Here is a 26,232-nt window from a genome sequence, read left to right as displayed (position 1 = left end):
AGGAGCGTAGTCGGTGCTGTGACCCGGATCCGCACCTGGTGGTACGTCGCGTCGCACGCGGCGGGCTCCTTGTACGCGGCCCGCTCAGGGCGCGGCGCGGCGGATGAGGCCCGACAGCGCGGAGCCGATGACGAGCCAGACGATCGCGGCCAGGCCGTAGTTGACCAGCGTCGTCCACCTGGGATCGGCGAGCTGGAACAGGTTGGCCAGGCCCAGGGACAGCGAGGAGGCCAGCGACTCGACGAACTGGTACCAGACGTTCGCCGGGTTGGCCCTGAACACCGTGAAGACCGCGTACAGCAGCATCGACAGCGCGGCCACCCTGGCGGCGACCCGCACCACGTAGGCCACGCCGCCCACGAGCCGGTGCCAGGGCGTCACCACCGTCCCGCCCGGCCGGGCGGGACGGTGGGGGCGGGGCGGGGCGGAGGACGCGACGAGCCGATCTCCGGTCTGCGGAGGTTTGGGGGTCTCGCTCACGCTCGCTCCTCTCCGATAAGTAATTCCTTTCTTCCCATTACTATGGCCGCGGAACAAGGGCCGTTACGCGGGGTAGGGCAGGGTTTGGCATCCTCTATGTGTGGCAAACAACGTGGGATTCGACCTCGACATGACATTGGCGGACACGAGACTCGGTATCGCGGCTGTTTACGAGGAGCTGTCCCTGCGTTTGGGAGTGGCCATGGACAGCGCCAAGATCGTCAGCCGGCTCGGGCCGCCGCTGGAGGTCGAGCTGGCCAACTGGCTTCCCGCCGAGGAGGTCGCCGCAGCCGCTGATCTGTATAGGGAGATATATCCGGAAATGGGCGTTCCGGTTCACACCGCCATGGCGGGCGCCCACGATGCGATCGAGGCCGTACGCGCCCGTGATGGCCGTGTCATCGTGGTCACGGGCAAGAACGCACGCGACGCCGCCGGCACCGTCGAGGCGCTCGGGCTCGCCGTGGACGAGGTCGTCGGTTCCGTTTTCGGCTCCGCCAAGGGATCGGCACTCGCGCGCTTCGGCGCGGCAGCTTATGTTGGTGACCATGTCGCGGACATCGAGGCGGCACGTGCGGGCGGCGCCGTGAGCGTGACCGTCGCAACGGGCCCCTACACGGTGAGAGAGCTGCGTGATCACGGAGCAGATGTGGCGTTGGGCGACCTGACCGAATTCGCGGACTGGTTCGCCGGTTGGCGCAAGCATGATGAACTTCGGTAAATGCCCGGAATTTACCTGGTCGCCCTGGCGCTTCGCGGGGCATAACCTACATCCATCCGTCCTTATTTCGACAGTTCGAACGAGGTCCTCCTGTGCCGAGTGGCAAGGTCAAGTGGTACGACGCCGACAAGGGATTCGGCTTCCTCACCCGCGACGACGGCGGTGAGGTCTTCGTGCATTCCTCCGCGCTGCCCACAGGCGCAGGCCCGCTCAAACCCGGCCAGAAGGTCGAGTTCGGCGTGGCGGAGGGGCGCAGGGGCCAGCAGGCGCTCTCGGTCCGGATCCTGGAGCAGCCGCCCACCCTGGCCAAGCCGAAGCCCAAGGCCAAGCGGAAGAAGCCCGACGAGATGGTGGTCATCGTCGAAGACCTGATCAAGCTGCTCGACGACGTCTCGACCTCCTACCAGCGGGGCAAGCACCCGGACGCGGCGCACGCCAAGAAGATCGCGCAGGTGCTGAGGGCCGTCGCCGACGACCTCGACGTCTAGAGCACGTCCGGATCCACGAGCGGATGGCGGGGCGCCCTGCGGCGCCCCGCCCCCGTGCGTGCCCAGGTCAAGTGACCAACCGGCCGCTTCACCGCGGAGCGGGTCACGGCTTCAGGCCCGCCCGGTGGGAGCTCAGCCGTTGGGGTTGGTCAGGGGTTTGGTGGGGTCGAGCGTGTCCGGCCGCTGGTGCTGGTCGGCGTGCTCGGCCCGGTGCCCACGCAACCTGGCGTCGGCCGCGCGTATGCGCTTTCTCCTGGTGAACAGCAGCCAGACGAGCGCGACGGTCAGCAGCACCGCCAGCGTGACCAGCCCGGCCGTGCCGCTCCGCGTCAGCGAGAGCACCAGCCCCACCAGGCCGCCGAACACCCAGGCGAGCTGGAGCATCGCCTCGACCACGCCGAACGTGGACGAGCGCACCTCCTCACCGATCTCCCGCTGCACGATCGCGTCCAGCGCCAGCTTGCCCAGCTCCTGCGCGAAGGCCGTGATCAGCGAGATCGCCAGCGCGGCCCACACGCCGAAGAAGATCGCGGTCACGATGGTGGTCACAGCGGCCATGGCCAGCGTGAGCAGCACGATGAGCTGCGGCGCGTGGTTACGGGTCCAGTTGGCGACGACGGCGCCCGCCAGGCCGCCCAGCCCGGCCGCCCCCGCGAGCAGTGCGATCGTCTTGGGAACGTCGAAGAACGGGTCCCGCGCCGCCAGCCACGGCACCGCCTGGTCCTGCACCAGGAACAGCAGGAAGAACAGCAGGAACCCGGAGAAGACCCGGACGGCCACGTTGGCCCAGACGGCCTCGGCGACCGCGGGCCCCACCTTGAACAAGGTGCGCCAGCGCGGGGCCGCGCCCTCCTCCTCCAGGTCGGGGGAGTCGACGTGCCGTGGCAGGCGTACCGCGGCGACGCCGAGCAGCAGGAAGGCCACCATCGCGACGCGCAGCGCCACCGCGCTGCCCAGCCACGCGGTCAATCCCGCGCCGACCGGCACCGCGATCCCGGCCGAGACCAGCGTGAACAGCGCCACCCGCGCGTTGGCGGACACCAGCCCGATGTCGGCGGGCAGCACGCTCGGCATGATCGCCGCCCGCGACACGTTGTACGCCTTCGACAGCACCAGCACGCCCAGGGCCCCGATGAACAAGGTCGGCAGGTCACCGGGCCCCACGGCGGCGGCCATCGCGAAGCACAGCAGCCCCCGCCCGAACAGCGTGCCCGCCATCACGTAACGCCGCCCCGACCTGAACCGGTCGAGTATCGGCCCCACGAACGGCGCCAGCAGCGCGAACGGCAACATCGTGATGACCAGGTAGAGGGCCACCGACCCGCGGGCCTCGCCGACGGGCACCCCGAAGAACACCGTGCTCGCCAGCGCCACCGTGACCAGGGCGTCGCTCGCGCTGTTGCCCGCCGACAGCTCGATCAGGCGGCCGAGCCCGGTGCGGTCCGCGCCGTTGGCGTAGGTGAGCCGGCGCGTCGCTTTACCGACTTTTTGCGCACCTCTGGCGGTGGCCCTGCTCGCCCGTACGGTGCCGCTCGCCGTGGCCCTCCCGGCACGCGCGGTCGCACGGCCCGCGTCGGCGACCCCGCGCCCTACGCGCCGCGTGACATCACGTGCTCGGCCCCAGCCTCCCCCCACGTCCACCAGTCTTACCCAATTAGTCCGCGATCTCAGATGTGGATCCCCGGTTGTGGGCCCGTCCACGTCCCCTCATGGGGGAGAATGAAGTGTGAGCGAACAGCACCTTTCGGCGGAGCCGCCCCGATGAGCCGCACCAGGGCCCGTGTCGCCGCTCCCGATCAGGCCTGTGTCGCCGCGGTCGATCTGGCGCGGGCCGCGGCCGAGGAGCTCGCGTCCCCGGGCGAGCCCGGCGAGCACCTCGGCTACGAGAGCGAGGGCGACCGGATCGTCACCCACTACTTCGCCTGCCTGGACCGGGCCTACCGGGGCTGGCGCTGGGCCGTCACCGTGACGCGCGCCTCGCGCGCCAAGAAGGTGACGGTGAGCGAGGCCGTCCTGCTGCCCGGCGCGGGAGCGCTGCTGGCGCCCGACTGGCTGCCGTGGAGCGAGCGGCTGCGCCCCGGTGACCTGGGCGTGGGCGATCTGCTTCCGGCCGCGGAGGACGACGACAGGCTCGCGCCCGGTTTCACCGAGATCGACGACGACGCAGACCACCAGATGGTTTTCGAGTACGGCCTGGGTCGAGCCCGTGTGCTCTCGGCCACCGGCAGGGACCGGGCTGCCAGGCGCTGGCACTCGGGCGAGCACGGGCCGCACACGCCGATCGCACACGCCGCGCCCGCGCAGTGCTCCACCTGCGGCTTCTACTGGTTGCTGTCAGGTGAGCTGCGACTGTCCTTCGGGGTCTGCGCCAACGAATACGCGCCCGACGACGGCAAGGTCGTCGCCGCCGACCACGGCTGCGGCGCCCATTCGGAGGCCGCGGCCCTGCCGCCACCCGGTGAGCAGGCCATACCGATCCTCGACGATCTCGGTTACGACCTGATCGAGGAGGAGGCGGGCTCGGTCGACGAATCCGCCACCGAGGAGCTTGGCCATTCCTGAGCCCGAGTGTCGGTGCAGGCCGCTAACCTACGGTGGCCCCCCAACCCTCGACCAGGATCGTGATCGATGACCGCAACCTTTGGCTGTGACCGGATGCGAGCCGCCGTGCTCGCAGCGTGGACGGCTTCCCCCGCCAGGTTCCGCGAGGACGCCAACGCCGAGGAGGACTTCGCGCTCGGCGGCTACCGCGACCGGTTGATCGTCGAGCTCGCGCAAAACGCCGCCGACGCGGCGCTGCGCGCGGGCGTGCCGGGCGTGTTGCGGTTGACCCTACGGGGCGACGTGCTGACGGCCGCCAACACGGGTGCTCCCCTGGACGCCACCGGCGTGGAGGGCCTGTCGACGTTGCGTGTCTCCGGCAAGCGTGACGAGGCCGGCGCGGCGGGCCGGTTCGGTGTCGGGTTCGCGGCGGTGGTCTCGGTCTGTGACGAGCCTGCCATCGGCTCTCGCGGCAGCGGCTCGGTCCGGTGGTCGCGCGCCGAGACCACGGCCGCGGTGGCCGGGGTCCCGGAGCTGGCGGGCGAGCTCGCCGGCCGCGCCGGGCACGTGCCGCTGCTGCGCCTGCCGTTCGACGGGCCGCCGCTCGACGTCCCCGAGGGATTCGACACACTCGTACGCCTCCCGCTGCGTGACGGCGCCGCCCTCGACGCGGTCCGGCGGATGCTGGCCGACACCAGCCCCGCGCTGCTGCTCGGCATGCCCGCGCTGGAGGCCATCGAGATCGAGCTCGATGGCGTGACCCGCACCGTGGTGGCCGATGGCTGGCACGTGGTGTCGGATTCCGGCGAGTTCACCGCCGAGGAGGTGGGCGGTCTCTTCGCCGACCGGCCCACCGAGGAGCGCGCCCGCCCCTACTGGTCCGTGCGCTGGGCCGTCCCCGTCTCCGGACCCGCCGCGGGCGTCCCCGTGTCCGGATCCACCGCGGGCGTCACCGGGGTCGGGGAGCCGGTGGCGTTGCCCCGCACCGTGCCGTCCGTCGTGCACGCGCCCACGCCCAGCGACGAGCCGCTCGACCTGCCCGCGCTGCTGATCGCGTCGTTCCCGATGGCCACCGACCGGCGCCATGTGGCCACGGGGCCGCTGACCGACTTCCTGGTGGAGCGGGCGGCCGACGCCTACGTCCGGCTGCTGCGGGAGCTGCCGCGCACGCCCAAGCTGCTGGACCTCGTGCCCTCCCTCATGGGCAAGGGCGAGCTCGACGCCCGGATCCGCCGCGCCGTGCTGGCCCGGCTGCCCGGCACGCCGCTGCTGCCGGCGCTGTCCGCGCCCGCGCCGGCCGTGCAGACGCCGTCGTTCGCCGACTCCGAGGTCTACGAACCCGACGCGGAGTGGCAGGTCGAGCACCCCGCCCGCGAGCCCGAGGGCGACGGCTGGGTGGTCGCGGGCCGGGAGGCCGCCGTGGTGTCCGCCGGTTCGGCGGAGCTGCTCGCGGCCGTCGCCGACTTCGTGCCCGGGCTGCTGCCGGCCGGGTGGCCGCCACGGCACCCGGCCATGGCCGCCCTGGGGGTGCGCAGGGTCGAGCTGTCCGACGTGGTCGACCTGCTGTCCGGCGAGGCCGTGGAGGCGCGCGAGCCGTCGTGGTGGCGCTCGCTCTACGAGGTGCTGCCCGCCGACGACCCCGAGGCCCTGGGCGCCCTGCCGGTGCCGCTGACCGATGGCCGGCTGGTGCGGGGGCCACGCGGCACGCTCATCCTGACCGATGGCGGCGCCGACCTGGACCTCACGCCCCTGGGGCTGCGCATCGTGCACCCGGAGGCGGCCCATCCCGCGCTGCTGCGGCTGGGCGCCGCCGAGGCCACGCCCCGTACGATCCTCGAAGATCCGCTGACCAAGGCCGCCGTCGCGCAGTCGCTCGACAGCCCCGACCCCGAGCCGGTGGCGAGAGCCGTGCTGTCGCTGGTGGGGGCGGCCGGGCTGGCGCCCGGCGAGGCGCCGTGGCTGGCCGACCTGGCGCTGCGCGGCACCGATGGCGAGCTCTACCCGGCCGGGGAGCTCATGCTGGCCGACGGCGCGCTGGCGGGGCTGCTGGAGTCCGGCACGCACCTCGGGGTGGCCGCCTCGGAGCTGGAGGCGGCCTACGGCTCCCGGGTGCTGGCGGCGGCGGGGGTGCTCGACGGGTTCGCGGTGGTGCACGAGTCCGACGTGCTGCTCGACCCCGACGACTGCGACCACGACCTCGACGGCGAGGAGGAGTGGCTCGATCACGTGCTCGACCTGCTGCCGGAGCTCGACGTGCCGCCGCTGGTGGCGGAGTTCGCGGCGGTGCGGGATTTGGAGCTGGTGGCCGACTGGCCCGCGGCGCTGGCGCTGCTGACCCGGCCCCCGCTGCGTGCCGCCCTGCATCCGTTGCGGGTGCAGGGGACGGAGGTGCCCTCCTACACGGCCTGGTGGCTGGCCAACCATCCGGTGCTGGGCGGGCGCAAGCCGACGGAGCTGCGGCTGCCGGGCGCCGACCCGCTGCTCCAGGGGCTCTATGAGGACGCTCCGGCGGGCCTGGACGAGGCGGCCCTGTCGATGCTGGGCGTCCGCACGACCCTGACCGAGCTGCTGGCCTCGCACGGAGGCCCGGAAGAGCTGCTCGACCTGCTGGCCGACGAGTCGATCCAGGTGGACCGGGCGCAGCTGCGCGCCCTGTGGATCGCCCTGGCCGCCGTCGACCCCTCCCGGGTGGCGCCGCCGTCCAGGGTGCGGGCGGTGCTGCGGGGCTCCATCGTGGTGGCCGCGGCCGAGGACGCGGTGGTGGTCGAGGCCCCCGACCTGCTGCAACTGGTCACCGACCGGCCCCTGGTGCTGGCCTCTTACGACCTGGCGGAGTCGCTGTCGGAGCTGCTGGACCTGCCGCTGGCCGGTGAGCTCACCTCGGGCGAGGTCACCTCGCAGGGAGAGGTGCGGAAGGTGCCCGTCGAGGTGCGCTCCCTGCTGCCCACCGCGCCCGAGACGTATGTGGCGCACGAGAAGCTGCTGGTGGACGGGGTGGAGTGCGCCTGGCGTTATTTCGAGGGCGCCGTGCACTGCACCGGGGTCGACGGCCTGGCCCGCGGGCTGGCCTGGGCGACGGGTCAGTGGAACGACCGCCTCGCGGTGGCCGCTCTCCTGCGGGACCCCGAGGCCGTACCGCTCCTGCTGGCGGAGGCCGACCTGTCCTGACGGGAGCGGCGGCCTCCCACGGCGGCCTCCCACGGCGGCCTCCCACGGCGGCCTCCCACGGCGGTCTCCCACGGCGGCCTCCCACGGCGGCCTCCCACGGCGGTCTCCCACGGCGGCCGCCGACGGCGGGCTCCGTCGGAGGGCTGTCAGGCGGCGCAGGTGGTGCCGGCGGCCGGTACCTTGCCGTTCAGCAGGTAGGCGTCCACCGTGCTCATCACGCAGGCGTTGCCGCTGAGGTAGGCCCCGTGCCCCTCGCCCTCATAGGTCACCAGCACGCCGGTCTTGAGCTGGGCGACGAGCTCAGGGGCCCACTCGTACGGGGTGGCGGGGTCGCCCTTGCCGCCGATGACCACGATCGGCGCGGAGCCGGTGGCGTCGACGCGCTTGGCGGCGTCGTCCCCCGGCACGGGCCAGTGGGCGCACGCGGTGCCCGAGCCCTCGACCGCCAGGATCGGGAAGATCTTGCGGATCCGGTCGGACAACCGGGCCGTCTCCGCGACGGTGGGCCGCTCGGCGTTGTCGGCGCAGTTGATGGCCTGCAGGCTCGTCATCATCGTCGAGTACGTCCCGTCGGGCCTGCGGCCGGTGTAGAGGTCGGCGAGGCCGAGCAGCGCGGTGCCCTCGCCCTTGACGGCCGCCGCGGCCGCCTGCTCCAGCACCGGCCACGTCGCCTTGGCGTAGAGCGGGGTGATGACGGCCAGCTGCGCCAGCCCGTACGTGAGCTCCCGGTCGCCCACCTTGATCGGCTTGGTCTTCAGGCCGTTCAGCAGGGTCTCGACCGTCCGCCGCACGGCGGCCGGGTCACCGCCGAGCTCGCAGCTCTTCGCCACGCAGTCCGCGGCGAACGCCTCGAACGCCTGGGCGAACCCCTCCGCCTGCGTCACGGCCCGCTCCTCGAACGTGACGGTCGGGTCGAGGGCCGCGTCCAGTACGAAGCGGCCGACCTTCTTGGGGAACTGGGTGGCGTACACGCTGCCGAGATGGGTGCCGTACGAGAGGCCGAAATAGTTGAGCCGCTCGTCCCCGAGCGCGGCCCTGAGCAGGTCGAGGTCCTTGGCGGCCTGTACGGTGCCGACGTACGGCAGGATCTTGCCCGAGTCCCGCTCGCACGCCTGCGCGAACTCCTTGGAGAGCCGGTCGCCGTCGGCCTCGGTGCCTGCGGCGAGGAGTTTGTCGAGCTCGCCGCCGCACTTGACGCCGGAGCTGCGATCGACGCCGCGCGGGTCGAAGCTGACCAGGTCATAGCGTTTGCCCAAGCTTGCGAACGTCTGGGCGGCCAGCGCCATCGTGTCCACGCCGGACCCGCCGGGGCCGCCGAAGTTGAACACCAGCGAGCCGAGCCGGTCACCGGTGGCCTTGACCCGGATCAGCGCGAGGTCGATCTGCTCGCCGCCGGGCTTGGCGTGGTCGAGGGGGACCTTGATCCTGCCGCACTCGACCCCTGGGCCGGGGGTCAGCGGCTTGCCGTCCGGGCCGATCAGATCCGTGCACGGGCTCCACGCGACGTTCCCGGTGCTCTTGGCGGCGGGCGCAGGGGTGCCGCTGTTCGTGGTGGTGGGACCGGCGCTGCAGGCCGTGAGGGCCGCCGCACTCACCAGCAAGATCATCAAAGGCTTCTTCATGCGGATAAGCATGGTTCGGTGGGCATATGCCGATGTAGTGGGCGGAAACACTACTTCCAGGTGACTTCGGGGAACGCCGGGAGATGACGAATGTCAGCTCGGATGCCGGTCGAACGTGCCCGGAGCGGTGGGCGGGATCAGCCGCGCCTGGGGCGGCGTACGAGCCAGATGCCGAAGAGGCCGAACCCGACCCCCGTCAGGCAGGTCCAGATCCACCATGAATTTTCCGGGGCGGGGCGAAAGATCAGCAAAACCACCAGGGCGACCGCCCACAACGCGGTCCCCACGGCGACGGCGGCCGTGTCGTTGGTCTTGATCGGCTCAGGGTCGGGGTGCCACTGCTGCTTCACGTGTCCAGCCTAGCTTGCAATCGGGTCTCGATCTCATTTCGGCTCTTTTCGCAGCTCATCGCGGCTGTCAATCTTCGCGTCGTGAATAACGCATCAAATGCCGTAGATCGTTTCTTTGCGATATCCGCCAGGGGTTCGACCCTCTCCCGCGAGATCCGGGGCGGGTTGGCCACGTTCTTCACCATGGCCTACATCGTGGTGCTGAACCCGATCATCATCGCCAACGGCACGGACGTGGAGCATCAGGTCATCGGGGACGGCACCACGCCGCACGTGGCGCTCGTCGCGGCCGGCACGGCTTTCGTGGCCGGCGTGCTGACGATCCTCATGGGCGTCATCGGCCGGGTGCCCTTCGCGATGGCCGCCGGCCTCGGCCTGAACGCCTTCGTCACCTTCAACATCGCCAGCGTGATGAGCTGGGAGGAGGCCATGGGCCTGGTCTTCCTCGAAGGCGTCATCATCGGCATCCTGGTGCTGACCGGGCTCAGGGTGGCGGTGTTCCGGGCCATCCCGGCCCAGCTCAAGACCGCCATCAGCGTGGGGATCGGGCTGTTCATCGCGTTGATCGGCTTCGTGGACGCCGGCTTCGTGCGCCGCGTGCCCGCCGGCCCGCCGCTGGAGATGGGCATCGGGGGCAACCTGACCTCCTGGCCGATCTTCGTGTTCGTGGTGGGCCTGCTCGTCACGGCGGCGCTGGTGGCGCGGAAGGTCAAGGGCGCGATCCTGATCGGCATCGTCGGCACCACCGTGCTGGCGGTCATCGTGGAGCTGATCGCCAAGGCCGGCCCGTTCTCGGCCCAGAACCCCGACGGCTGGCAGCTGAACGTGCCCACCCTGCGCGACCTGACCATCGACTTCCACAACCCGCTGGTCCTGTTCACGGAGTTCGACCCGTTCGGCGCCTTCAGCCGGGTCTCGGTGCTGCTGGTCATTCTGCTGATCTTCACGCTGCTGATCACGGACTTCTTCGACACGATGGGCACCATGGTGGGCGTCGGCCGCCAGGCGAATCTGGTGGGCGAGGACGGGATGCTGCCGCGTACCAGGGAGATCCTGCTCGTCGACTCGATCGGCGCGGCGGCCGGCGGCGCGGGTTCCGTCTCCTCGAACACCACCTACATCGAGTCGGCCGCCGGTGTCGGCGAGGGCGCGCGCACCGGCCTGGCCAGCGTGGTGACCGGCGTGCTGTTCCTGATCGCGATCTTCTTCGCGCCGCTCGTCACGGTCGTCCCGTACGAGGCCGCGGCGCCCGCCCTGGTCGTCGTCGGTTTCCTGATGATGACCCAGATCCGCGACATAGACTGGAACGACTACGAGGTCGCCATCCCGGCGTTCCTCACCATCGTGGTCATGCCGTTCACGTACTCGGTCTCGAACGGCATCGGCGCCGGCTTCGTCAGCTACGTCCTGATCAAGATCATCCGGGGCAAGGTGCGGGAGATCCACCCGCTGCTGTGGGGCGTCACGATTCTGTTCCTGATCTACTTCGCGATGGGGCCGATCCGGGCCATCCTGGGAGTCTGAGCCGTCCGTCCGGGGCCGTCCGCGTCCGGGGGGCGGCTTCGGGTACCAATGTGAGACACGGCCGATGTGGGGAAATATCTTGCCTTCGCCTATAGTTAGCAAAGGTAATGACTCATGCTAACCAAAACCCAGCCCAAGATGGACCTGCGCAGCGACGCAGGCCTGGCTTCAGCCCTGCGCGTGTCGATGGCAAGGCTGACCAGGCGCCTACGACGACAGGCGGCGGCTCACTCGCTGACTCCCACGCAGTTCGCGACGCTCGCCGCGGTGGAACGGCACTCCGGAATAACCCCCGGCGAACTGGCCGAACTCGAGAAGGTGCAACCGCCTTCGATGACGCGCGTGATCGCCGGGCTAGAGGAGCGCGGCCTGGTCGCCCGTACGCCGCACCCGACCGACCGGCGGCAGGTGACCGTGACCGTGACCGAGGCCGCCCTGAAGCTGCTGAAGGAGGAGCGGCTCCGCAAGGAGGCGTGGCTGACACAGCGGTTGAAGGAACTCACGCCGGAGGAGAGGTCGGTCCTCAGGCAGGCGGCGCCGATCCTGGAGAAACTCAGCAAGATATAGAGCCTGAAGAACCTAAGACCGGGATGTTCCGGTCACTCAAGGTTCGTAACTACCGCATGTTCGCAGCCGGTGGCATCGTCTCCAACACCGGCACCTGGCTGCAGCGCACCGCCCAGGACTGGCTGGTACTGGACCTGACCCAGCACCAGGGCGGCGGCAGCGCCTCGGCACTCGGTACGGCGACCGCGCTGCAGTTCCTGCCCATGCTGCTGTTCGGGATGTTCGGCGGCATGCTGGCCGACCGCTACCCCAAGCGGCCCATCCTGATCACCGCCCAGGTGCTGATGGCCTCGCTGGCCCTCACCATCGGCGTGCTGACCATGACCGGCAGCGCCCAGGTCTGGCACGTGTACGTCATGGCGTTCGTGCTCGGCCTGATCTCCTGTGTGGAGGTGCCGACGCGGCAGGCGTTCGTGGTCGAGATGGTCGGCCGCCGGGACCTGTCGAACGCGATCGCCCTGAACAGCTCCATCTTCAACCTGGCCCGTGTGGTCGGCCCGGCGATCGCCGGCATGCTGATCTACGTGCTCGGCGGGACGGGGCCGATCTTCCTGATCAACGCGGCGACGTTCGGCGCGGTGATCTCCAGCCTGATCCTCATGCGCAGGTCCGAGCTGACCCCGTCGCCGCCCGTGCCCCGGGCCAAGGGGCAGCTTCGCGAGGGGCTGCGGCACGTGATCCAGCGTGAGGAACTGCTCATGCCGGTGTTGCTGATCGGGTTCGTGTCGATCTTCACGCAGTCGTTCTCGATGTCGATCGCGCTGATGGCGCGGGAGGTGTTCGGGGCGGGGGCCTCGTCGTTCGGGCTGGCCTCCAGCATGTTCGCGGTGGGGGCGCTCGGTGGGGCGCTGCTCGCGGCGCGCCGGTCGCGGTTGTCGCGGAAGGTGCTGCTGGTGGGGGCGATCGGGTTCGGGCTGTTCCAGATCGCCTCCGGGCTGGCGCCGGGCTATCCCGCATACCTGGTGCTGCTGGTGCCGACCGGCATCGCGCTGATCACCATCAACACGGCCGCGAACGCCAGCGTCCAGATCGCCACGTCCCCCGACATGCGGGGGCGGGTCATGGGGATCTACTTCCTGGTGTTCACCGGCGGGGCTCCGCTGGGGGCGCCGCTGGTCGGCTGGTTCTCCGACCTGGGCGGGCCACGGCTGGGCGTGATCCTGTCCGGGGCGATGGTCCTCGTCGGCACCGGGCTGGCACTGCTGATGACGCGGCTGATCAGCGCGCGGGTCGGCGAACCGGCGCTCGCCACAGCATGAGTCGAGCCCCCACGGGCCGGTCCACCGCACTGAGACGCGGGGACCGGCCCGGGGGCGATTTCCGGGTGTTTCCGGGTGTTTCCGGGTGAGACGCGCAAGGTCGAGTGCGGTGGGTTCCTGGTGAGATCCGGGGATCGTGGGGCGGTTCCCCTGGCGGGGTGGTCCGGGGGGAGAATCGGGGGGCATGAGGCTCTTCGCGGCCGTGGTGCCGCCCGACGCGGTGCTGGACGAGCTCTCCCGCGCCATCGCGCCGCACGTCGGGCAGGTGCCGGGGCTGCGCTGGCCGGACCGGGCCACCTGGCACATCACGCTCGCCTTCTACGGTGAGGTGCCCGAGCGGGCGCTGCCCGACCTGGAGGTGCGCCTGGCCCGTGCCGTACGCCGCCACACCGCCCTCGACCTGGCCTTCGCCGGCTTCGGAGCCTTCTCTTCCGCCCGCCGGGCCAGGGTCTTCTGGGCCGGTGTCACCGGCGACTCCATGACCGGGCTGGCCGACTCGCTCAGAGCGGGCGGGCGGCGGGCCGGTGCCACGCATACCGACGAGAAACGTTTCCACCCGCACCTGACGCTGGGCCGCGCCAAGACGGACACCGACCTGCGCCCGCTGGTCGAGTCGCTGTCCGGCTTCACCGGCTCGCCGTGGCGGGCGGAGCACGTCCGGCTCGTCCGCAGCTTTACGGGTCCTCAGGTGAGGTACGAGTCACTCGCCGAATGGGCGCTCGCACCCGCCGGGCGCGACTAGGCTCCACGTCGTGGACCGTCCTCGCCCCTGGCTGCTGCCGATCGTGCTCGGCCTCCTCCTGCTGATCGTCGTGCTCGGCGCCGTACTCGCCTGACCCGCGCCGCCCCGGCCGCCCCCGCCCCCGCCCGCCGCCACGTGCGCGGGGCGCGAGGCGAGCGAGCGGGTGTGCGGGGCCGGCGCCTCAGCAGGCCCGGGGCGCACGTCGGTGGGATCAGGTGTGCGGGCCGGGACCGGTCACCAGGCGTAGTCCTCCGGGGCGGTGCGGTGGCCGGGGAAGATCTCGTCGAGACGGGCCAGGGCGGTGGCGTCCAGGTCGATCTCCAGAACCCGCAGCGTGCCTTCGAGCTGCTCCAAGGTGCGCGGCCCGATGATCGGCGCCGTCACCGCCCGCTGCTTGAGCAGCCAGGCCAGGGCGACGTTGGCGGGGTCCTCACCCAGGTCGTCGCAGAACTTCTCGTACTGCTCGATCTGGTCGCGGTGCTTGTCGAGCTGCTTGAGCATGTGCTCGGCGGCCGAGCGGCCCTTGTCGATCTTGCGGAGCACGCCGCCGAGCAGGCCGCCCGCCAGCGGGCTCCACGGGATCACGCCGACGCCGTAGTCCTCGCACGCGGGCAGCACTTCCAGCTCCACCGCGCGGGTGAGCAGGTTGTAGTGCGACTGCTCGCTGACGAGCCCGGTGAAGTTGCGCCTGGCCGCCGTCTCCTGGGCCTTGGCGATGTGCCAGCCCGCGAAGTTCGACGAGCCGACGTACAGGATCTTGCCCTGCTGCCGCAGGACCTCCATCGCCTCCCAGAACTCTTCGAACGGGGTGTTCCGGTCGATGTGGTGGGCCTGGTAGATGTCGATGTAGTCCGTCTGCATCCGCTTCAGCGAGGCGTCGCAGGCACGGCGGATGTTGAGGGCGGACAGCCGCCCCTCGTTGGGCCAGTCGCCCATGTCGCCGTAAAGCTTGGTCGCGATGACCGTCCTCTCCCGGCGCCCGCCGCCCTGGGCGAACCACCGGCCGAGGATCTGCTCCGTGACTCCCTCGCCCTTCTTCCAGCCGTAGACGTTGGCGCTGTCGAAGAAGTTGATCCCCAGCTCATGGGCCTTGTCCATGATCGCGAAGGAGTCTTCCTCCGAGGTCAAAGGGCCGAAGTTCATGGTGCCGAGACAGAGCGGACTCACGCGGAGGCCGCTGCGGCCGAGGTTGACATATTCCATGAAATCAAGATTACAAACCTGGAGTGCACTCCAGGCCATAGGCTTGCTCCCATGATCCCCCGGGCCGCGCTGTGATCGCACTGCTCCGGTCGGCCGTCCCACTGTTCCTCGCGATGGCCACGGGCACGATCGGTTCGCTGGTGGTCACCTCCGTGCTCGGCCGGCACGACACCGTCACGCTCGCCGCCTTCGCGGTCATGACGGCCGTGCTCAATCCCGCCAGTGCCGCGGTGCAGGCCGCGTTGCGCGGGCTCGGGCCGTTCGTCGCTCCTTACCGGGACGATCCGGCCGGGGCCGTGCCGATCATCCGGGACGCGCGCTGGCTGAGCCTCGTCACGGGCCTGCTGGGCGCCCTGGCCGTGCTCGCCGTGCCGCTGTTCGCGGGGGCGGCGGGGGTGCCGGGTGAGGTGGTGCGCGAGCTGGGGGCGCTGCCCTACTTCCTGGCGGCCTACCTGCTGGTCTTCGCCTCCACCGGAGGCACGAGCACCATCCTGGTCGCGCTCGGGCGCAGCCGTAAGGTGCTGTGGCCCAGCCTCGCCTCCGCGCTGCTGTTGAGCGTGCTGACGGCCGTACTGGTCCCGCCACTCGGGCTGACAGGGGTGGGGGTGGCCTGGCTGGTCGCGGGCGCGACGGCGGCGGCCGTGGCGAGCCTCAGCCTGCGCCGCGGGCTCGGGCGCCCGATCGGGCAGGGGCGGCCCAGGATCGGCGAGATGGTCAACCTGGCGAAGGTCAGCATCCCGCTGGCGGGGACCGTGCTCATCAAGTTCGGCGTGCTGGGGGTGGTCACCTTCGCGGCGAGCACCACCGGCGCGCGTGACACGGCCGCCCACGCCCTGCTGACCACGCTGGCCGGGATCATCATGCTGGCCTCCATGTCGGTGGCGCAGGCCGCGCTGCCGGAGGTGGCCAGGGCCCCCGACGCGGCCGGGGCGCGGCGGGCCAACCGGACCGCGGCCGTGCTCGCCGTCCTGGGGACGCTGGCCGGGGCCGGCCTGCTGGCGGGGTTCGGGGAGTGGGCGCTGAGGCTGTTCAGCGACGACGCCGGGGTGCGGGAGCGGGTGCTCATGGTGCTGCCGCTGATGCTGGTGTCGTCGGTGGCCGACGCCGTCCAGGCGGTGCAGGGGTTCGGGCTCACGGCGCTCAAGCGGTCGGGGGCCAGCCTGCTCTACTTCGCCGTCGGGTACGGGCTGCTGGTCGTGGCGGCCGTACCGGTGGCCAGGACGTGGGGGATCACCGGGTTGTGGGCGGCCATGGCGGTGGCCAACGTGCTGCTGGTGGTGCTGCAGGGCACCGGCTTCCACCGGCACAGCGCCAGGGTCGGCGCCCCCGTCCGGGTTTCGACTGGAACGGCCACGGGTGGGGCATGATGGCCGCATGGGGGATGTCGTGTTCCGGGTGCTCGCTGCCGTCGTGCCGGTGGCGTGCTTGTCGTTCGCCGTTCCGGCCCACGCGGCGGACGAGGGGACGCGGCGGCTCTTCACCTTCAAGGACCCGAAGATAACGGAGTCCAGCGGGCTGGCCGTCTCGCCGACGCACGACGGGATCTACTACACGCACAACGACAGCGCCGCCGCGCCCACCTTCTACGCCGTCGACGGGAGCGGGCGCACGAAGGCCACGTTCCAGGTCAGCGGTGCCGAGGCCAGGGACTGGGAGGCCATGGCCGCGACCAAGGACGCCGCCACCGGGCGCGGGGTGCTGTGGTTCGCCGACATCGGTGACAACCTGGACGGCGCCTGGCCGGATGTCTCGATCTACAAGGTGCTGGAGCCGCGGACGGTGGCGAGCGCGACGCTGCCCGCCACCCGCTACCGGTTCCGTTACGCGGACGGTGCCCGCAACGCCGAGGGCATCATGATCAACCCCAAGACGGGGCGCCTCTACGTGGTGTCCAAGGAGTTCGCGGGGTCGGTCTACGCGGCGCCGAAGAAGCTGCGCACCGACCGGGTCAACGTCCTGCGCAGGGTGACCGCCGCCCCGCTCATGGCCACCGACGCCGCCTACGCGCCCGACGGCTCCTCGTACGTCGTCCGTACCTACTTCTCCGCCACCCTCTACCAGCCCTCCGGCAAGATGATCTCGAGGGTGGAGATGCCGGAGCTGCAGCAGGCCGAATCGATCACCTACACCCGCGACGGCAAGGCCCTCCTGACGGGCTCGGAGGGCGTCAAGAGCCCGGTCTACCGGGTCCCGCTCCCCGAACGCGCCCGGCCCACCCCCACCCCGTCACCCGTGGCGCGGTCCGCCACGCCGTCCCCGGTCGCCGCCGACACCGGCGGCACGTCCGGGTTAACCGTCACGAACGTCCTCATCTGGCTGGCGGCCGCCGCGATCGCGGTCGGCGGCATCACGTTCCTGGCCCGCCGCACGCGCTGACGGTCCACGAGTCCTGCGAAGAGGCCGGTGCCCGTGCGCCGTCACGGCGAGGGAGCGGGGAAGCCGGTAAGCGTCCCCCTGGAGTGCGGGAGACCAGCGTCGGTGGTTGGAGCCCACCGTGCTCCGCCGTAAAAGATCATCTGGAACGCATCGTGAAGATGTCCCCGCGCAGGGCGCGTTCGACCACCTCGATCGAGCGGGACAGGCGCACGAGACGCGGCCCCTCCTGCCGATACGTGTCCAGCACCGCCTCGATCGCGTGCGGCGGCAGGTGCCCCTTGAGATCGACCGCCGCCCCCCGGTAGCCCGCGCGGGCGGCCTCGACGGCGGAGAGGACGTGGTGGCGGGCCATGGCGGCCAGCGCCACCGGATGCCGCCTGAGCACCTCGTACGCCCGGTAGTCCGGCGGCACCGCGTCGAGCAGCCAGGCCACCGCCGAGGTCTCCCAGTCGGGAACGCTGGGCGGCCGGACCTCGGGCGGCCATTCTGGCGGGAGATACATACGCCAATCGTACTTAGATTCGATTAATGACGGGAGGGTGCTCCCGGCGAACGCGCCCGCGCGTGGCGCCTGCCAGGCCGGCCCGTTTACGATCACCACGAGCTCGCTACCCACGACGATTACTGGAGGCCGTGGTGTCAGGCGGTGTTTCTCGTCGGGGAGCGTTGACGTTCTTCGGCATCCTCGCCCTCGCGATGGTGGCGCTCGTGGTTTTCCGCGGCACCGACGACCAGCGGTTCATCCGCTCTGCCGCGGAGATGGAGGCGTTCGCGCGCACAATGCGGGACGGCGAGCGGCTCGGCCCCCGCACCGTCGGCGGGATGAAGTTCGAGCAGGTCCGCCGCGAGCGTGGGGTGGTCGTTTTCCAACGGGGCGAGAGGCTATTCAGCCCCTACGGCTACGCCTGGAGTCCACAGGGCGATCCGTTCCGACTTCTTGAGGACGTGGAGTGGTCCGAGGATCACGTCGATCACTATTTCGAGCACCTGGAGGGCGCCTTCTACTCCTGGGATGGAAGGCGCTGACGCCCGCGTCCAGTACGAGCAGTCGGGAAGGCCATTCTGGCGGGACGTACATAGGGACATCGTACTTATGTTCGATTCGTCGGGATATGGCGGGGAGGCCCGGTTAGTCGGAAAATCGTCATGTGACGGAGAAGATCGGGATCGTGGGTGCGGGCATCGTCGGGCTCGCGGTGGCGCGCGAGCTGGCCCGGGTCAGGGGCGCCGAGGTGACCGTACTGGAGAAGGAGGGCCAGGTCGGCGCCCACCAGACCGGGCACAACAGCGGCGTCGTCCACGCGGGCATCTACTATCCGCCGGGCTCGCTCAAGGCCAGGCTGTGCCGCGAGGGCGTCGCGCTGCTCAAGAGCTACTGCGCCGCGCACGCGCTGCCGTACCAGGAGGTGGGCAAGCTGGTCGTGGCGAGCACGCGGGCCGAGCGGCCGCTGCTGAGCGCGCTGGCCGAGCGTGCCCGCGCCAACGGCGTGCCCGGCATCGCCGAGCTCGACGCGCTCGCGCTGCGTGAGATCGAGCCGCACGCCGTCGGCGTCGGCGCGATCCACTCGCCGCACACCGCGATCGCCGACTTCCCCGCCGTCGCACGCAGGCTCGCGCTCGACGTGGCCGAGCTGGGCGGGTCCGTACACCTCTCGCACCCGGTCCGGGCGATCAGGGAACGTTCGGCGGGCGTCGAGGTGCTGGCCGGGCAGCGCAAGTTCACCTTCGATCGGCTGGTGGTGTGCGGCGGCCTGGGGACCGACGCGGTGGCGAAGATGGCGGGGCATGCGGGGGATGTGCGGATCGTCCCGTTCAGGGGGGAGTTCTACGCGCTCCAGGGCGCGGCCAAGGACCTCGTCCGGGGCCTGATCTACCCGGTGCCCGACCCGCGGTACCCGTTCCTGGGGGTGCACCTGACGCGGCAGACCAGCGGGGAGGTGCTGGTGGGGCCGAACGCGGTGCTGGCCCTGGCCTACGAGGGCTACCGATGGCGAAATATCCGAAATTTCCGGCAAATTCTGAGCTGGCCGGGGACCCTGCGCCTGGCCCGCTCCCACTGGCGTACCGGCCTCAAGGAGACCTACGGATCCCTCGTCAAGAACGCCTTCCTCAAGGGCGCCCGCCGCTACGTACCCGAGCTCACCGCCGCCGACCTGGAGAAAGCCCCCGGCGGCGTACGCGCCCAGGCCGTCGCCAGGGACGGCCGCATGGTCGACGACTTCGTGGTGGACGTGCACGGCAACATCGTCCTGGTACGCAACGCGCCCTCGCCCGCCGCGACGTCGAGCCTGGCCATTGCCCGGCACATTGCCGGAATTGTCCCAGCACTCGTCCGATGAGGGCATCCTTGGAGGTGATGGAATCACGCCTGCTGATAGTCGAGGACGACCCCAACATCCTCGAACTCCTCGCCGCGAGCCTGAGGTTCGCCGGATTCGACGTGACCACGGCGAAGAGCGGCCTCGACGCCGTCGCCGCCGTGCAACGCCACCGCCCCGACCTTGTCGTGCTCGACGTCATGCTGCCCGACCTCGACGGTTTCGAGATCGTCAGGCGGCTGCGCGGCGGCGGGTTGCACACCCCGGTGGTGTTCCTGACCGCTCGTGACGAGACCGAGGACAAGATCCGCGGGCTCACGATCGGCGGCGACGACTACGTCACCAAGCCGTTCAGCCTGGAGGAGGTGGTCGCGAGGATCCACGCCGTGCTCCGGCGTACGAGCGGGGAGTCGCAGTCGGCCCCGCCCCGGCTCACGTTCGCCGACATCGAGCTGGACGAGGAGAGCCACGAGGTGTGGCGCGGCGGCAACGCCGTGGCCCTGTCGCCCACCGAGTTCAAGCTCCTGCGGTATTTCATGACGAACGCCGGCCGCGTCCTGTCCAAGCCGCAGATCCTCGACCACGTCTGGGACTACGACTTCCGGGGGGAGGTGGGCATCGTGGAGTCGTACGTGTCCGTGCTGCGGCGGAAGATCGACAACCGTAGCCCGCGGCTGATCCACACCCTGCGCGGCGTCGGATACGTCCTGCGCCTGCCACCGAGCCCCTGATGAGCGGCCTGCCGCTGAGGGTCAAGCTCATCGCGTCGATGCTGGCGTTGCTGGGTTTCGGCATGACCTTCATCGGGCTCGTGAGCGTGTCCGTGCTGCACGGCTACCTCATGGACCGGGTGGACAGCCAGCTCCACCTCCTCAGCGTCAGGATGCACAAGAAGGTCCTCAGCGACCGGAAGAACGACAGGAACACCGACGAACGGCCGATCCTCATCGAGTCCGACGCGATCGTCCTGGTCAGGGAGCCCGGCAGCACGTTCGTGCCGATGCTGACCGACCGCGACGTGGACCTGAAGCCGAAGCCCGTGCTCTCACCCTCGCCGGGCACCGACATCTACACGGCGCCCGCCGTCAAAGGGGATGGCGAGTGGCGGGTGCTGGAGCACGTGGTCCAGCGACGCACGCTCGTGGTCGCGGTGGACCTGGAGGAGGTCGACGCCATCACCAAGCGGCTCGTGCTCGTCGAGCTGCTGGGCGGGGGCGGCATCCTGCTCATCCTGACCGTCGCGGGCATCACCATCGTGCGCCGGAGCATGCGCCCGCTGGGCCAGATCGAGCGCACGGCCGAGGCCATCGCCGCCGGGGAGCTGGGGCGCCGGGTGCCGGACGCCCATCCGCGTACCGAGGTCGGCAGCCTGGCCAGGTCGCTGAACGGGATGCTGGCCCAGATCGAGTCCGCCTTCGCCGCCCGGTCGGCCTCCGAGGCGGCGGCCCGCCGCTCCGAGGACCGGATGCGCGAGTTCGTCGGTGACGCCTCGCACGAGCTGCGCACCCCGCTGACCTCGATCCTCGGGTTCGCCGAGTACGCCAGGCAGAACCCCGGCGCCGACCCCGCCGAGCTGCTGCAGCGGGTGGAGAAGGCCGCCGGCCGGATGAACCTGCTGGTGGACGACCTGCTGCTGCTGGCCAGGGTGGACCAGCAGCGACCGCTGCAGATGCGGCCGGTGGACATGCTGGCCCTGGCCGCGGACGCCGTACAGGATGCCCGGATCCTGGCTCCCGAGCGGGCGGTGAAGCTGGACGTGGTCGGTGGCGCGGCGCTGATCGTCTCCGGTGACGAGGTGCGCCTGCGGCAGGTCATCAGCAACCTCGTCACCAACGCCATCGTGCACACCGACCCCGGCTCGCCGATCATCGTCAGGGCCGGGGCGGGCTCGGACACCGTCTTCCTGGAGGTCGTCGACAGCGGCCCCGGGCTCACCCCGGAGCAGGTCGAGCGGGTCTTCGAACGCTTCTACCGCGCCGACTCCGCCCGCTCGCGGCGCCGCGGCGAGGACCGCGGCACCGGGCTGGGCCTGGCCATCGTACGGGCGCTCGTCCAGGCGCACGGCGGCACCGTGACGGTGACCAGCTCCCTTGAGGCGGGCTCCACGTTCCGGGTGGAACTCCCACTCGCCTTGGAGTGACCCTTCAGCAAACCCTCAGGTGCCTGAGTCACTCTGGGTTGGTGACGAAACCCGAAGCGTTGATCATGGTGGTGGACGACGAGCCCAGCATCCGGGATCTGCTCTCCGCCAGCCTGCGCTTTTCCGGGTTCGAGGTGCTGACCGCCGCCGACGGGCAGGAGGCCGTGGAGGTGGCCGAGCGGACCTCACCCGACCTGGTGGTGCTGGACGTGATGCTGCCCGACCTCGACGGGTTCGAGGTCGCCCAGCGGATCGACGCGCCCGTCCTGTTCCTGACCGCCCGCGACGCCACCGAGGACAAGATCGCCGGGCTGCGGGTCGGGGACGACTACGTGACCAAGCCGTTCAGCCTGGAGGAGGTCCAGGCCAGGATCCGGGCGGTGCTGCGGCGTACGCGGGGGGAGAGCGCGCCCGCCAGCAAGCTCAAGGTGGCCGACCTGGAGCTGGACGAGGACGCTCGCGAGGTGTGGCGGGGCGGTCGGCAGGTACGGCTGTCGCCGACGGAGTTCAAGCTGCTGCACTACTTCATGGTCAACGCCGGGCGCGTGGTGTCGAAGGCGCAGATCCTCGACCACGTGTGGAACTACGACTTCGGCGGTGACGCGGGCGTGGTCGAGTCGTACGTGTCCTACCTCAGGCGGAAGGTGGACGACGTCGAGCCGCGGCTCATCCACACCCTGCGCAGCGTCGGCTACGTGCTGCGGGAACCACCCGCGGGTTGATCGCGACGCGCTCCCGCCGACCCGGGGCCCGCCTGATCAGGCGATCATGCCGCGGCCACGGGGGCTGAGCACGACACTCCGCCTGGCGCGGTGGACCCCTCGGTGCGGGTCCAGCACGTAGCGTGGATCTCATGGACCTGCTGGGCGCGTTGGAGGCGCTGCGCCGGCCGCTGGACCGCGAGCTGTTCCCGCTGGCGGTCGGCGCGGCGGAGGCGGACCGGCGCGCGCTGCGGGAGCTGACCGGGCAGCTCGACGACTACCTGCTGCCCCGGCTGCGCGCGATCGACGCGCCGCTGCTCGCCGTCGTCGGCGGGTCCACAGGGGCGGGCAAGTCCACCCTGGTCAACTCGCTGGTCGGGGCCGACGTGGCCGAGCCGGGCGTGCTGCGGCCCACCACGCTGGTCCCCACGCTCGTGGTCAGCCCGGCCGACCGCGACTGGTTCATGGGCCAGAACGTGCTGCCCGGCCTGTCCCGCGCCACCGGCTCCGGGCCGGGCGCACTGCGCGTGGTGACCTCCGGGACGCTCGGGGCGGGCCTGGCGCTGCTCGACGCGCCCGACATCGACTCCGTCGTGACCGCCAACCGGGAGCTCGCCGCGCAGTTGCTGGCCGCCGCCGACCTGTGGCTGTTCGTCACGACCGCCGCCCGGTACGCCGACGAGGTGCCCTGGAGCTTCCTGCGCTCGGCCCGCGAACGCAGCACCGCGCTGGCGGTCGTACTGGACCGGGTGCCGCCGGACGCCGCCGATCCCGTGGCGCGCGACCTGTCCCGCCTCCTCGTCGAGAACGGCCTGGAGGGCACCAGGCTGTTCACCGTCCCGGAGGCCGCGCTGCCCTCCGAGAAGGCCCGGCTGCCCGGCGAGACCGTACGGCCGATCTCCTCCTGGCTCGCCGAGCTGGCCGCCGACGCCGCCCAGCGGTCCCGGGTCGTCCGCCAGACGTTGTCGGGGGCGCTCGACAGCCTGGCCGTCCGGGTGCCGGCGCTGGCCGAGGCCGTCGAACGCCAGCAGTCGGCCTTCGACGGCCTGCACTCCATCGTCGCCGGCGCGTACGCGGGCGGGATGGCCGACTTCGACGAGGGCATGCGCGACGGGTCGCTGCTGCGCGGCGAGGTGCTGGCCCGGTGGCAGGACTTCATCGGCACCGGCGATCTCATGCGCTCCCTGGAGAGCCGGGTGGGCTGGCTGCGCGACCGGATCGTCGGCTTCTTCACCGGGCGCATGCCGGAGGTCCAGCTCAGGAACGCCCTGGAGAGCGGCGTCGAGGCGCTGATCAGGGGCGCCGCCGACGGGGCCGCCGAACGCGCCCTGGACGGCTGGTCGGCCGCGCCCGGCGGGCCCGGGCTGCTCGAACGCCTCGGCGCCGTCGAGGCCGCCCGCCTCGGCCGGGCCTCGCCCGACCTCGGCAAACGGGCCGAGGCGGCGGTGCGGGGGTGGCAGGAATACGTCCTGGACCTCGTACGCCAGGAGGGGGCGGAGAAGCGTACGGCGGCCAGGATCGCGTCGTTCGGCGTGAACGGGGCGGGGCTGCTGCTCATGCTGACCGTGTTCGCCTCCACCGGCGGGTTGACCGGGATCGAGGTGGGGATCGCGGGCGGGACCAGCGTGTTGTCGCAGAAGCTGCTGGAGGCGGTGTTCGGGGATCAGGCCGTACGGTCCTTGACGACCCTGGCGCGGGACGACCTGCGTGATCGGGTACGGGGGCTGCTGGCGGAGGAGTCGTCGCGGTTCACGGCCCGGCTGGAGACGGTGGAGCCGGCCCGGGGCACGGCGGAGGCGCTGAGGACGGCGGCCCTGCGCGTCCGCGACCGTCGCGCGGAGCTGCCCGCCGGCGCCGAGCCGACACCGCCGACCCTGGAACTCCCGGCCATGCCACCCACCGACCACCCGACCCCTCCGCCCGCGCCGCCAGTGGACAATCCGGGCCTTCCTGATGTGCCAGGAGGGTCCGCCGGTGGCACCTCGGGGCATCCTGCCGGGCCGGCCGGTGACACCTCGGAGGAGAGGCCGTGAAGCTGCTGCGCCGTAAGGAGGGGCCGTCCCTCGAATCCCGGCTGGCGGCCCTGCTGGAGGCGGCCTCGCTGGCCGACGGGCGGCTGTCCGAGCGGGCGGTGTCCGGCGCGCGGGCGGTCGCCGGGCGGGCCGGAGTCCGCCGAAGTCTCTCCGTCGAGCACACCGTGGCCGCGCTGGCCGGGGCGACGGGCAGCGGCAAGTCGTCGCTCTACAACGCCCTGGCCGGGGAGGACCTGGCGGCCGTGGGCGTCACCAGGCCGACGACCGCCACCGCGCAGGCCGCCCTCTGGGACGGAGAGGGTGCGGGCCCGCTGCTCGACTGGCTGGACGTCCCGCGCCGCCACTCCGCCCCCGCCGCTTCCGACCTGTCCGGGCTTGTCCTGTTGGACCTCCCCGATCACGACTCCATCCGGCTCTCCCACCGCCTGGAGGTGGACCGCCTGGTGGAGCTGGTCGATCTGCTGGTCTGGGTGGTGGATCCGCAGAAATACGCCGATGCCGCCCTCCACGAGCGTTACCTGCGTCCGCTGGCCAGGCACCGGGACGTGATGCTGGTGGTGCTCAACCAGGTGGACCGCCTACCGCCGCAGGCCGTCGACCGGTGCGTACGCGACCTGCGCCGCCTCCTGGAGGACGACGGCCTCGGGGGCGTTCCGGTGCTCGCCGTCTCGGCCCGTACCGGTACGGGCATGCCCGACTTTCGCGCGCTCCTCGGCGACCGCGTCTCGGAACGCAAGTCCTGGTCCGCCCGGCTGGCCGCCGACATCACCACGGCCGCCGACCACCTCGCCACGGCCGGCCCGGTGGAGCCGGCCCCGCGCACGGGAACCAAGCCCGCCGGACCTTCGCATGCCGCGACCCGCACGGAGGCGCCACCCCACGCCGCGGAAGGCGACGGGGAAGCGCTGTCGCCAAGCGGCACTCCCGAGCCGCCGGCATCCGGCGACGGTCGCGGGGGAGCCGGGCGCGAGGCGGTATCCGGCGACGGTCGCGAGGGGGCCAGGGGCGAGGCGGCGGCATCCGGCGACGGTCGTGAAAAGGCCAGGCGTGGGTCGGCGGTGTCCGGTGGCGGGGTGCTGATGAGCGGGCGCGTCCCCCAGGGGGCAGAGCGGCAGGAGGCTGGGCGGCAGGAGACGGGAGGCGCCGCTGATGGGGCCGCCGAGCGTGGCGAAAGGCGGGTGGCGGGGCTCGGGAAGGCGCTCACCCGTGCGCTCTCCGATGCCGCCGGCGTGCCGCTGGTGGTGGAGGCCGTGGCCAAGGGACACCGGCACCGGGCGGTCGTCGCCACCGGCTGGCCGGTCACCCGGTGGGTACGGAAATTCCGGCCCGACCCGCTCCGGCGGTTGCGCATCGGCGCCATGGCACCGTCCGCCCGGCCGGGCAGGGAGATCGTCGGGCGTACCTCGGTTCCGGCGGCGTCGGCCGTACAGCGGGCTCAGGTCGAGACGGCGATTAGAGACGTCGGCGAGGCGGCCGCGGCGGGGCTGCCGGGCCCGTGGGAGGCGGCGGTGCGGCAGGCGGCCAGGTCCCGTACCGGGGAACTGGCGGACGCGGTGGACAAGGCGGTGGCCAGGACCTCCGTCGGGGCCACGAAACGGCCCAGGTGGTGGCGGGTTGTTAATGTCCTACAGTGGCTGGTGTTCCTGGCCATGGTGGTCGGCGCGTTGTGGCTCGGGGTGCTGTTCGGGATGGACTATCTGCGCCTGCCTCCGCCGCCGCTCCCGACCGTGGGCGTGGTGCCGTGGCCGACGGTTTCGCTGGTGGGCGGCGCGGTCGCGGGCGTTCTGGTCGCCTTGTTGTCCCGGCTGGCGGCCTGGGCGGGCGGCAGGCGCAGAGCCCGCCGTACGGCACGGGCCCTGCGCGAGGCCGTCGGCCAGGTCGGCAAGGCGTACGTACTGGACCCCGTGGAGGCGGAGCTGGACAGGTACGCCCGCTTCGTCGAGGCACTCGACCTGGCCAGGGCCGGAGCGGACGGGCCCGCCAGAGCCTGAGCCACGCC

23 protein-coding genes are annotated in these 26,232 nt (G+C 71.5%); 17 read left to right on the top strand and 6 right to left on the bottom strand.

Translation table 11 applies throughout. From position 1 onward, the window contains the following. Nucleotides 1-84: 84 nt before the first annotated feature. On the bottom strand, nt 85-480 hold the full coding sequence (locus tag BLS95_RS32910) for a hypothetical protein (RefSeq protein ID WP_143043953.1): 396 nt from the start codon (nt 478-480) through the stop codon (nt 85-87). A gap of 100 nt (nt 481-580) precedes the next feature. Between BLS95_RS32910 and BLS95_RS32905 the strand changes: the two genes are divergently transcribed. Then, nucleotides 581-1,201, top strand: a complete 621-nt coding sequence (locus tag BLS95_RS32905; protein WP_245765425.1) for an HAD family hydrolase — start codon at nt 581-583, stop codon at nt 1,199-1,201. A gap of 92 nt (nt 1,202-1,293) precedes the next feature. Further along, on the top strand, nt 1,294-1,689 hold the full coding sequence (locus BLS95_RS32900; protein WP_090940351.1) for a cold-shock protein: 396 nt from the start codon (nt 1,294-1,296) through the stop codon (nt 1,687-1,689). A gap of 132 nt (nt 1,690-1,821) precedes the next feature. On the opposite strand, the gene BLS95_RS32895 is transcribed toward BLS95_RS32900, so the two are convergent. Further along, the gene (locus BLS95_RS32895) at nt 1,822-3,330 is read right to left on the bottom strand and encodes an MFS transporter (protein ID WP_245765424.1); all 1,509 of its coding nucleotides are present in this window, start codon (nt 3,328-3,330) and stop codon (nt 1,822-1,824) included. Nucleotides 3,331-3,450: 120 nt separating this feature from the next. Between BLS95_RS32895 and BLS95_RS32890 the strand changes: the two genes are divergently transcribed. Both BLS95_RS32890 and BLS95_RS32885 read left to right on the top strand, forming a co-directional pair. Beyond that, complete coding sequence (locus tag BLS95_RS32890; RefSeq protein ID WP_090940349.1) at nt 3,451-4,251, top strand: DUF3027 domain-containing protein; 801 nt, start codon at nt 3,451-3,453, stop codon at nt 4,249-4,251. 66 nt (nt 4,252-4,317) lie between these two features. After that, nucleotides 4,318-7,398: a sacsin N-terminal ATP-binding-like domain-containing protein gene (locus tag BLS95_RS32885; RefSeq protein WP_090940347.1), complete on the top strand. Its 3,081-nt coding sequence runs from the start codon at nt 4,318-4,320 to the stop codon at nt 7,396-7,398. Nucleotides 7,399-7,544: 146 nt separating this feature from the next. On the opposite strand, the gene BLS95_RS32880 is transcribed toward BLS95_RS32885, so the two are convergent. Together BLS95_RS32880 and BLS95_RS32875 are read right to left on the bottom strand one after the other, a co-directional pair. Next, a complete protein-coding gene (locus tag BLS95_RS32880) occupies nt 7,545-9,020 on the bottom strand; it encodes an alpha/beta hydrolase (RefSeq protein ID WP_245765423.1) in 1,476 nt (491 codons plus the stop codon). Between the two features lie 137 nt (nt 9,021-9,157). After that, the gene (locus tag BLS95_RS32875; RefSeq protein WP_090940344.1) at nt 9,158-9,370 is read right to left on the bottom strand and encodes a DUF2530 domain-containing protein; all 213 of its coding nucleotides are present in this window, start codon (nt 9,368-9,370) and stop codon (nt 9,158-9,160) included. A gap of 81 nt (nt 9,371-9,451) precedes the next feature. Here BLS95_RS32875 and BLS95_RS32870 point away from each other — a divergent pair, with 81 nt between their 5' ends. From BLS95_RS32870 to thpR, 4 genes are all read left to right on the top strand, one after another. Continuing rightward, a complete protein-coding gene (locus tag BLS95_RS32870; RefSeq protein ID WP_342742796.1) occupies nt 9,452-10,894 on the top strand; it encodes an NCS2 family permease in 1,443 nt (480 codons plus the stop codon). Between the two features lie 138 nt (nt 10,895-11,032). After that, nucleotides 11,033-11,461, top strand: coding sequence for a MarR family winged helix-turn-helix transcriptional regulator (locus BLS95_RS32865; protein ID WP_245765422.1), 429 nt, complete (start codon nt 11,033-11,035; stop codon nt 11,459-11,461). A 23-nt stretch (nt 11,462-11,484) separates the two neighbouring features. Beyond that, the gene (locus BLS95_RS32860) at nt 11,485-12,720 is read left to right on the top strand and encodes an MFS transporter (protein WP_090940340.1); all 1,236 of its coding nucleotides are present in this window, start codon (nt 11,485-11,487) and stop codon (nt 12,718-12,720) included. Between the two features lie 184 nt (nt 12,721-12,904). Continuing rightward, nucleotides 12,905-13,462, top strand: a complete 558-nt coding sequence (thpR, locus tag BLS95_RS32855) for an RNA 2',3'-cyclic phosphodiesterase (RefSeq protein WP_090940339.1) — start codon at nt 12,905-12,907, stop codon at nt 13,460-13,462. 234 nt (nt 13,463-13,696) lie between these two features. On the opposite strand, the gene BLS95_RS32850 is transcribed toward thpR, so the two are convergent. After that, nucleotides 13,697-14,665, bottom strand: a complete 969-nt coding sequence (locus BLS95_RS32850; protein WP_090940337.1) for an aldo/keto reductase — start codon at nt 14,663-14,665, stop codon at nt 13,697-13,699. Between the two features lie 71 nt (nt 14,666-14,736). Here BLS95_RS32850 and BLS95_RS32845 point away from each other — a divergent pair, with 71 nt between their 5' ends. Both BLS95_RS32845 and BLS95_RS32840 read left to right on the top strand, forming a co-directional pair. Then, nucleotides 14,737-16,032: an MATE family efflux transporter gene (locus tag BLS95_RS32845; RefSeq protein ID WP_090940334.1), complete on the top strand. Its 1,296-nt coding sequence runs from the start codon at nt 14,737-14,739 to the stop codon at nt 16,030-16,032. A gap of 7 nt (nt 16,033-16,039) precedes the next feature. Continuing rightward, entirely contained in the window at nt 16,040-17,041 is a 1,002-nt protein-coding gene (locus BLS95_RS32840) for a hypothetical protein (RefSeq protein WP_090940332.1), read from the top strand. Between the two features lie 136 nt (nt 17,042-17,177). On the opposite strand, the gene BLS95_RS32835 is transcribed toward BLS95_RS32840, so the two are convergent. Further along, nucleotides 17,178-17,543, bottom strand: coding sequence for a hypothetical protein (locus BLS95_RS32835; RefSeq protein ID WP_090940330.1), 366 nt, complete (start codon nt 17,541-17,543; stop codon nt 17,178-17,180). A 164-nt stretch (nt 17,544-17,707) separates the two neighbouring features. On the opposite strand from BLS95_RS32835, the gene BLS95_RS32830 reads away from it, so the two are divergent. From BLS95_RS32830 to BLS95_RS58230, 7 genes are all read left to right on the top strand, one after another. Continuing rightward, nucleotides 17,708-18,067 carry a hypothetical protein gene (locus BLS95_RS32830; RefSeq protein ID WP_090940328.1) on the top strand — a complete coding sequence of 120 codons (360 nt, stop codon included), beginning with the start codon at nt 17,708-17,710 and terminating at the stop codon, nt 18,065-18,067. Nucleotides 18,068-18,189: 122 nt separating this feature from the next. Continuing rightward, complete coding sequence (gene lhgO / locus BLS95_RS32825; RefSeq protein WP_090940326.1) at nt 18,190-19,380, top strand: L-2-hydroxyglutarate oxidase; 1,191 nt, start codon at nt 18,190-18,192, stop codon at nt 19,378-19,380. Nucleotides 19,381-19,397: 17 nt separating this feature from the next. Beyond that, on the top strand, nt 19,398-20,090 hold the full coding sequence (locus BLS95_RS32820; RefSeq protein WP_090940478.1) for a response regulator transcription factor: 693 nt from the start codon (nt 19,398-19,400) through the stop codon (nt 20,088-20,090). Further along, entirely contained in the window at nt 20,090-21,499 is a 1,410-nt protein-coding gene (locus BLS95_RS32815; RefSeq protein ID WP_090940324.1) for a sensor histidine kinase, read from the top strand. The genes BLS95_RS32820 and BLS95_RS32815 overlap by 1 nt, the downstream gene beginning before the upstream one ends. A gap of 65 nt (nt 21,500-21,564) precedes the next feature. Next, a complete protein-coding gene (locus BLS95_RS32810) occupies nt 21,565-22,221 on the top strand; it encodes a response regulator transcription factor (protein ID WP_090940475.1) in 657 nt (218 codons plus the stop codon). A gap of 131 nt (nt 22,222-22,352) precedes the next feature. Further along, the gene (locus tag BLS95_RS32805; protein ID WP_245765421.1) at nt 22,353-24,233 is read left to right on the top strand and encodes an ABC transporter; all 1,881 of its coding nucleotides are present in this window, start codon (nt 22,353-22,355) and stop codon (nt 24,231-24,233) included. Then, nucleotides 24,230-26,224, top strand: coding sequence for a GTPase (locus tag BLS95_RS58230; protein WP_090940322.1), 1,995 nt, complete (start codon nt 24,230-24,232; stop codon nt 26,222-26,224). Before BLS95_RS32805 ends, BLS95_RS58230 begins: the two co-directional genes overlap by 4 nt. Nucleotides 26,225-26,232 lie beyond the last annotated feature (8 nt).

The organism is Nonomuraea jiangxiensis (assembly GCF_900099965.1).
Classification (GTDB): domain Bacteria; phylum Actinomycetota; class Actinomycetes; order Streptosporangiales; family Streptosporangiaceae; genus Nonomuraea; species Nonomuraea jiangxiensis.
Note: the sequence above shows the minus strand (reverse complement) of the source record. Positions and strands in the feature narration are given on the sequence as shown.

Bases quoted from the DNA above. Each gene is read 5' to 3' on its own strand.
- BLS95_RS32890 (WP_090940349.1), top strand. From the start codon at position 3,451: ATGAGCCGCACCAGGGCCCGTGTCGCCGCTCCCGATCAGGCCTGTGTC.
- BLS95_RS32885 (WP_090940347.1), top strand. From the start codon at position 4,318: ATGACCGCAACCTTTGGCTGTGACCGGATGCGAGCCGCCGTGCTCGCA.
- BLS95_RS32880 (WP_245765423.1), bottom strand. From the start codon at position 9,020: ATGAAGAAGCCTTTGATGATCTTGCTGGTGAGTGCGGCGGCCCTCACG.
- BLS95_RS32865 (WP_245765422.1), top strand. From the start codon at position 11,033: ATGGACCTGCGCAGCGACGCAGGCCTGGCTTCAGCCCTGCGCGTGTCG.
- BLS95_RS32860 (WP_090940340.1), top strand. From the start codon at position 11,485: ATGTTCCGGTCACTCAAGGTTCGTAACTACCGCATGTTCGCAGCCGGT.
- thpR (WP_090940339.1), top strand. From the start codon at position 12,905: ATGAGGCTCTTCGCGGCCGTGGTGCCGCCCGACGCGGTGCTGGACGAG.
- BLS95_RS32850 (WP_090940337.1), bottom strand. From the start codon at position 14,665: ATGGAATATGTCAACCTCGGCCGCAGCGGCCTCCGCGTGAGTCCGCTC.
- BLS95_RS32840 (WP_090940332.1), top strand. From the start codon at position 16,040: ATGGGGGATGTCGTGTTCCGGGTGCTCGCTGCCGTCGTGCCGGTGGCG.
- BLS95_RS32835 (WP_090940330.1), bottom strand. From the start codon at position 17,543: ATGTATCTCCCGCCAGAATGGCCGCCCGAGGTCCGGCCGCCCAGCGTT.
- BLS95_RS32820 (WP_090940478.1), top strand. From the start codon at position 19,398: ATGGAATCACGCCTGCTGATAGTCGAGGACGACCCCAACATCCTCGAA.
- BLS95_RS32815 (WP_090940324.1), top strand. From the start codon at position 20,090: ATGAGCGGCCTGCCGCTGAGGGTCAAGCTCATCGCGTCGATGCTGGCG.
- BLS95_RS32810 (WP_090940475.1), top strand. From the start codon at position 21,565: ATGGTGGTGGACGACGAGCCCAGCATCCGGGATCTGCTCTCCGCCAGC.
- BLS95_RS32805 (WP_245765421.1), top strand. From the start codon at position 22,353: ATGGACCTGCTGGGCGCGTTGGAGGCGCTGCGCCGGCCGCTGGACCGC.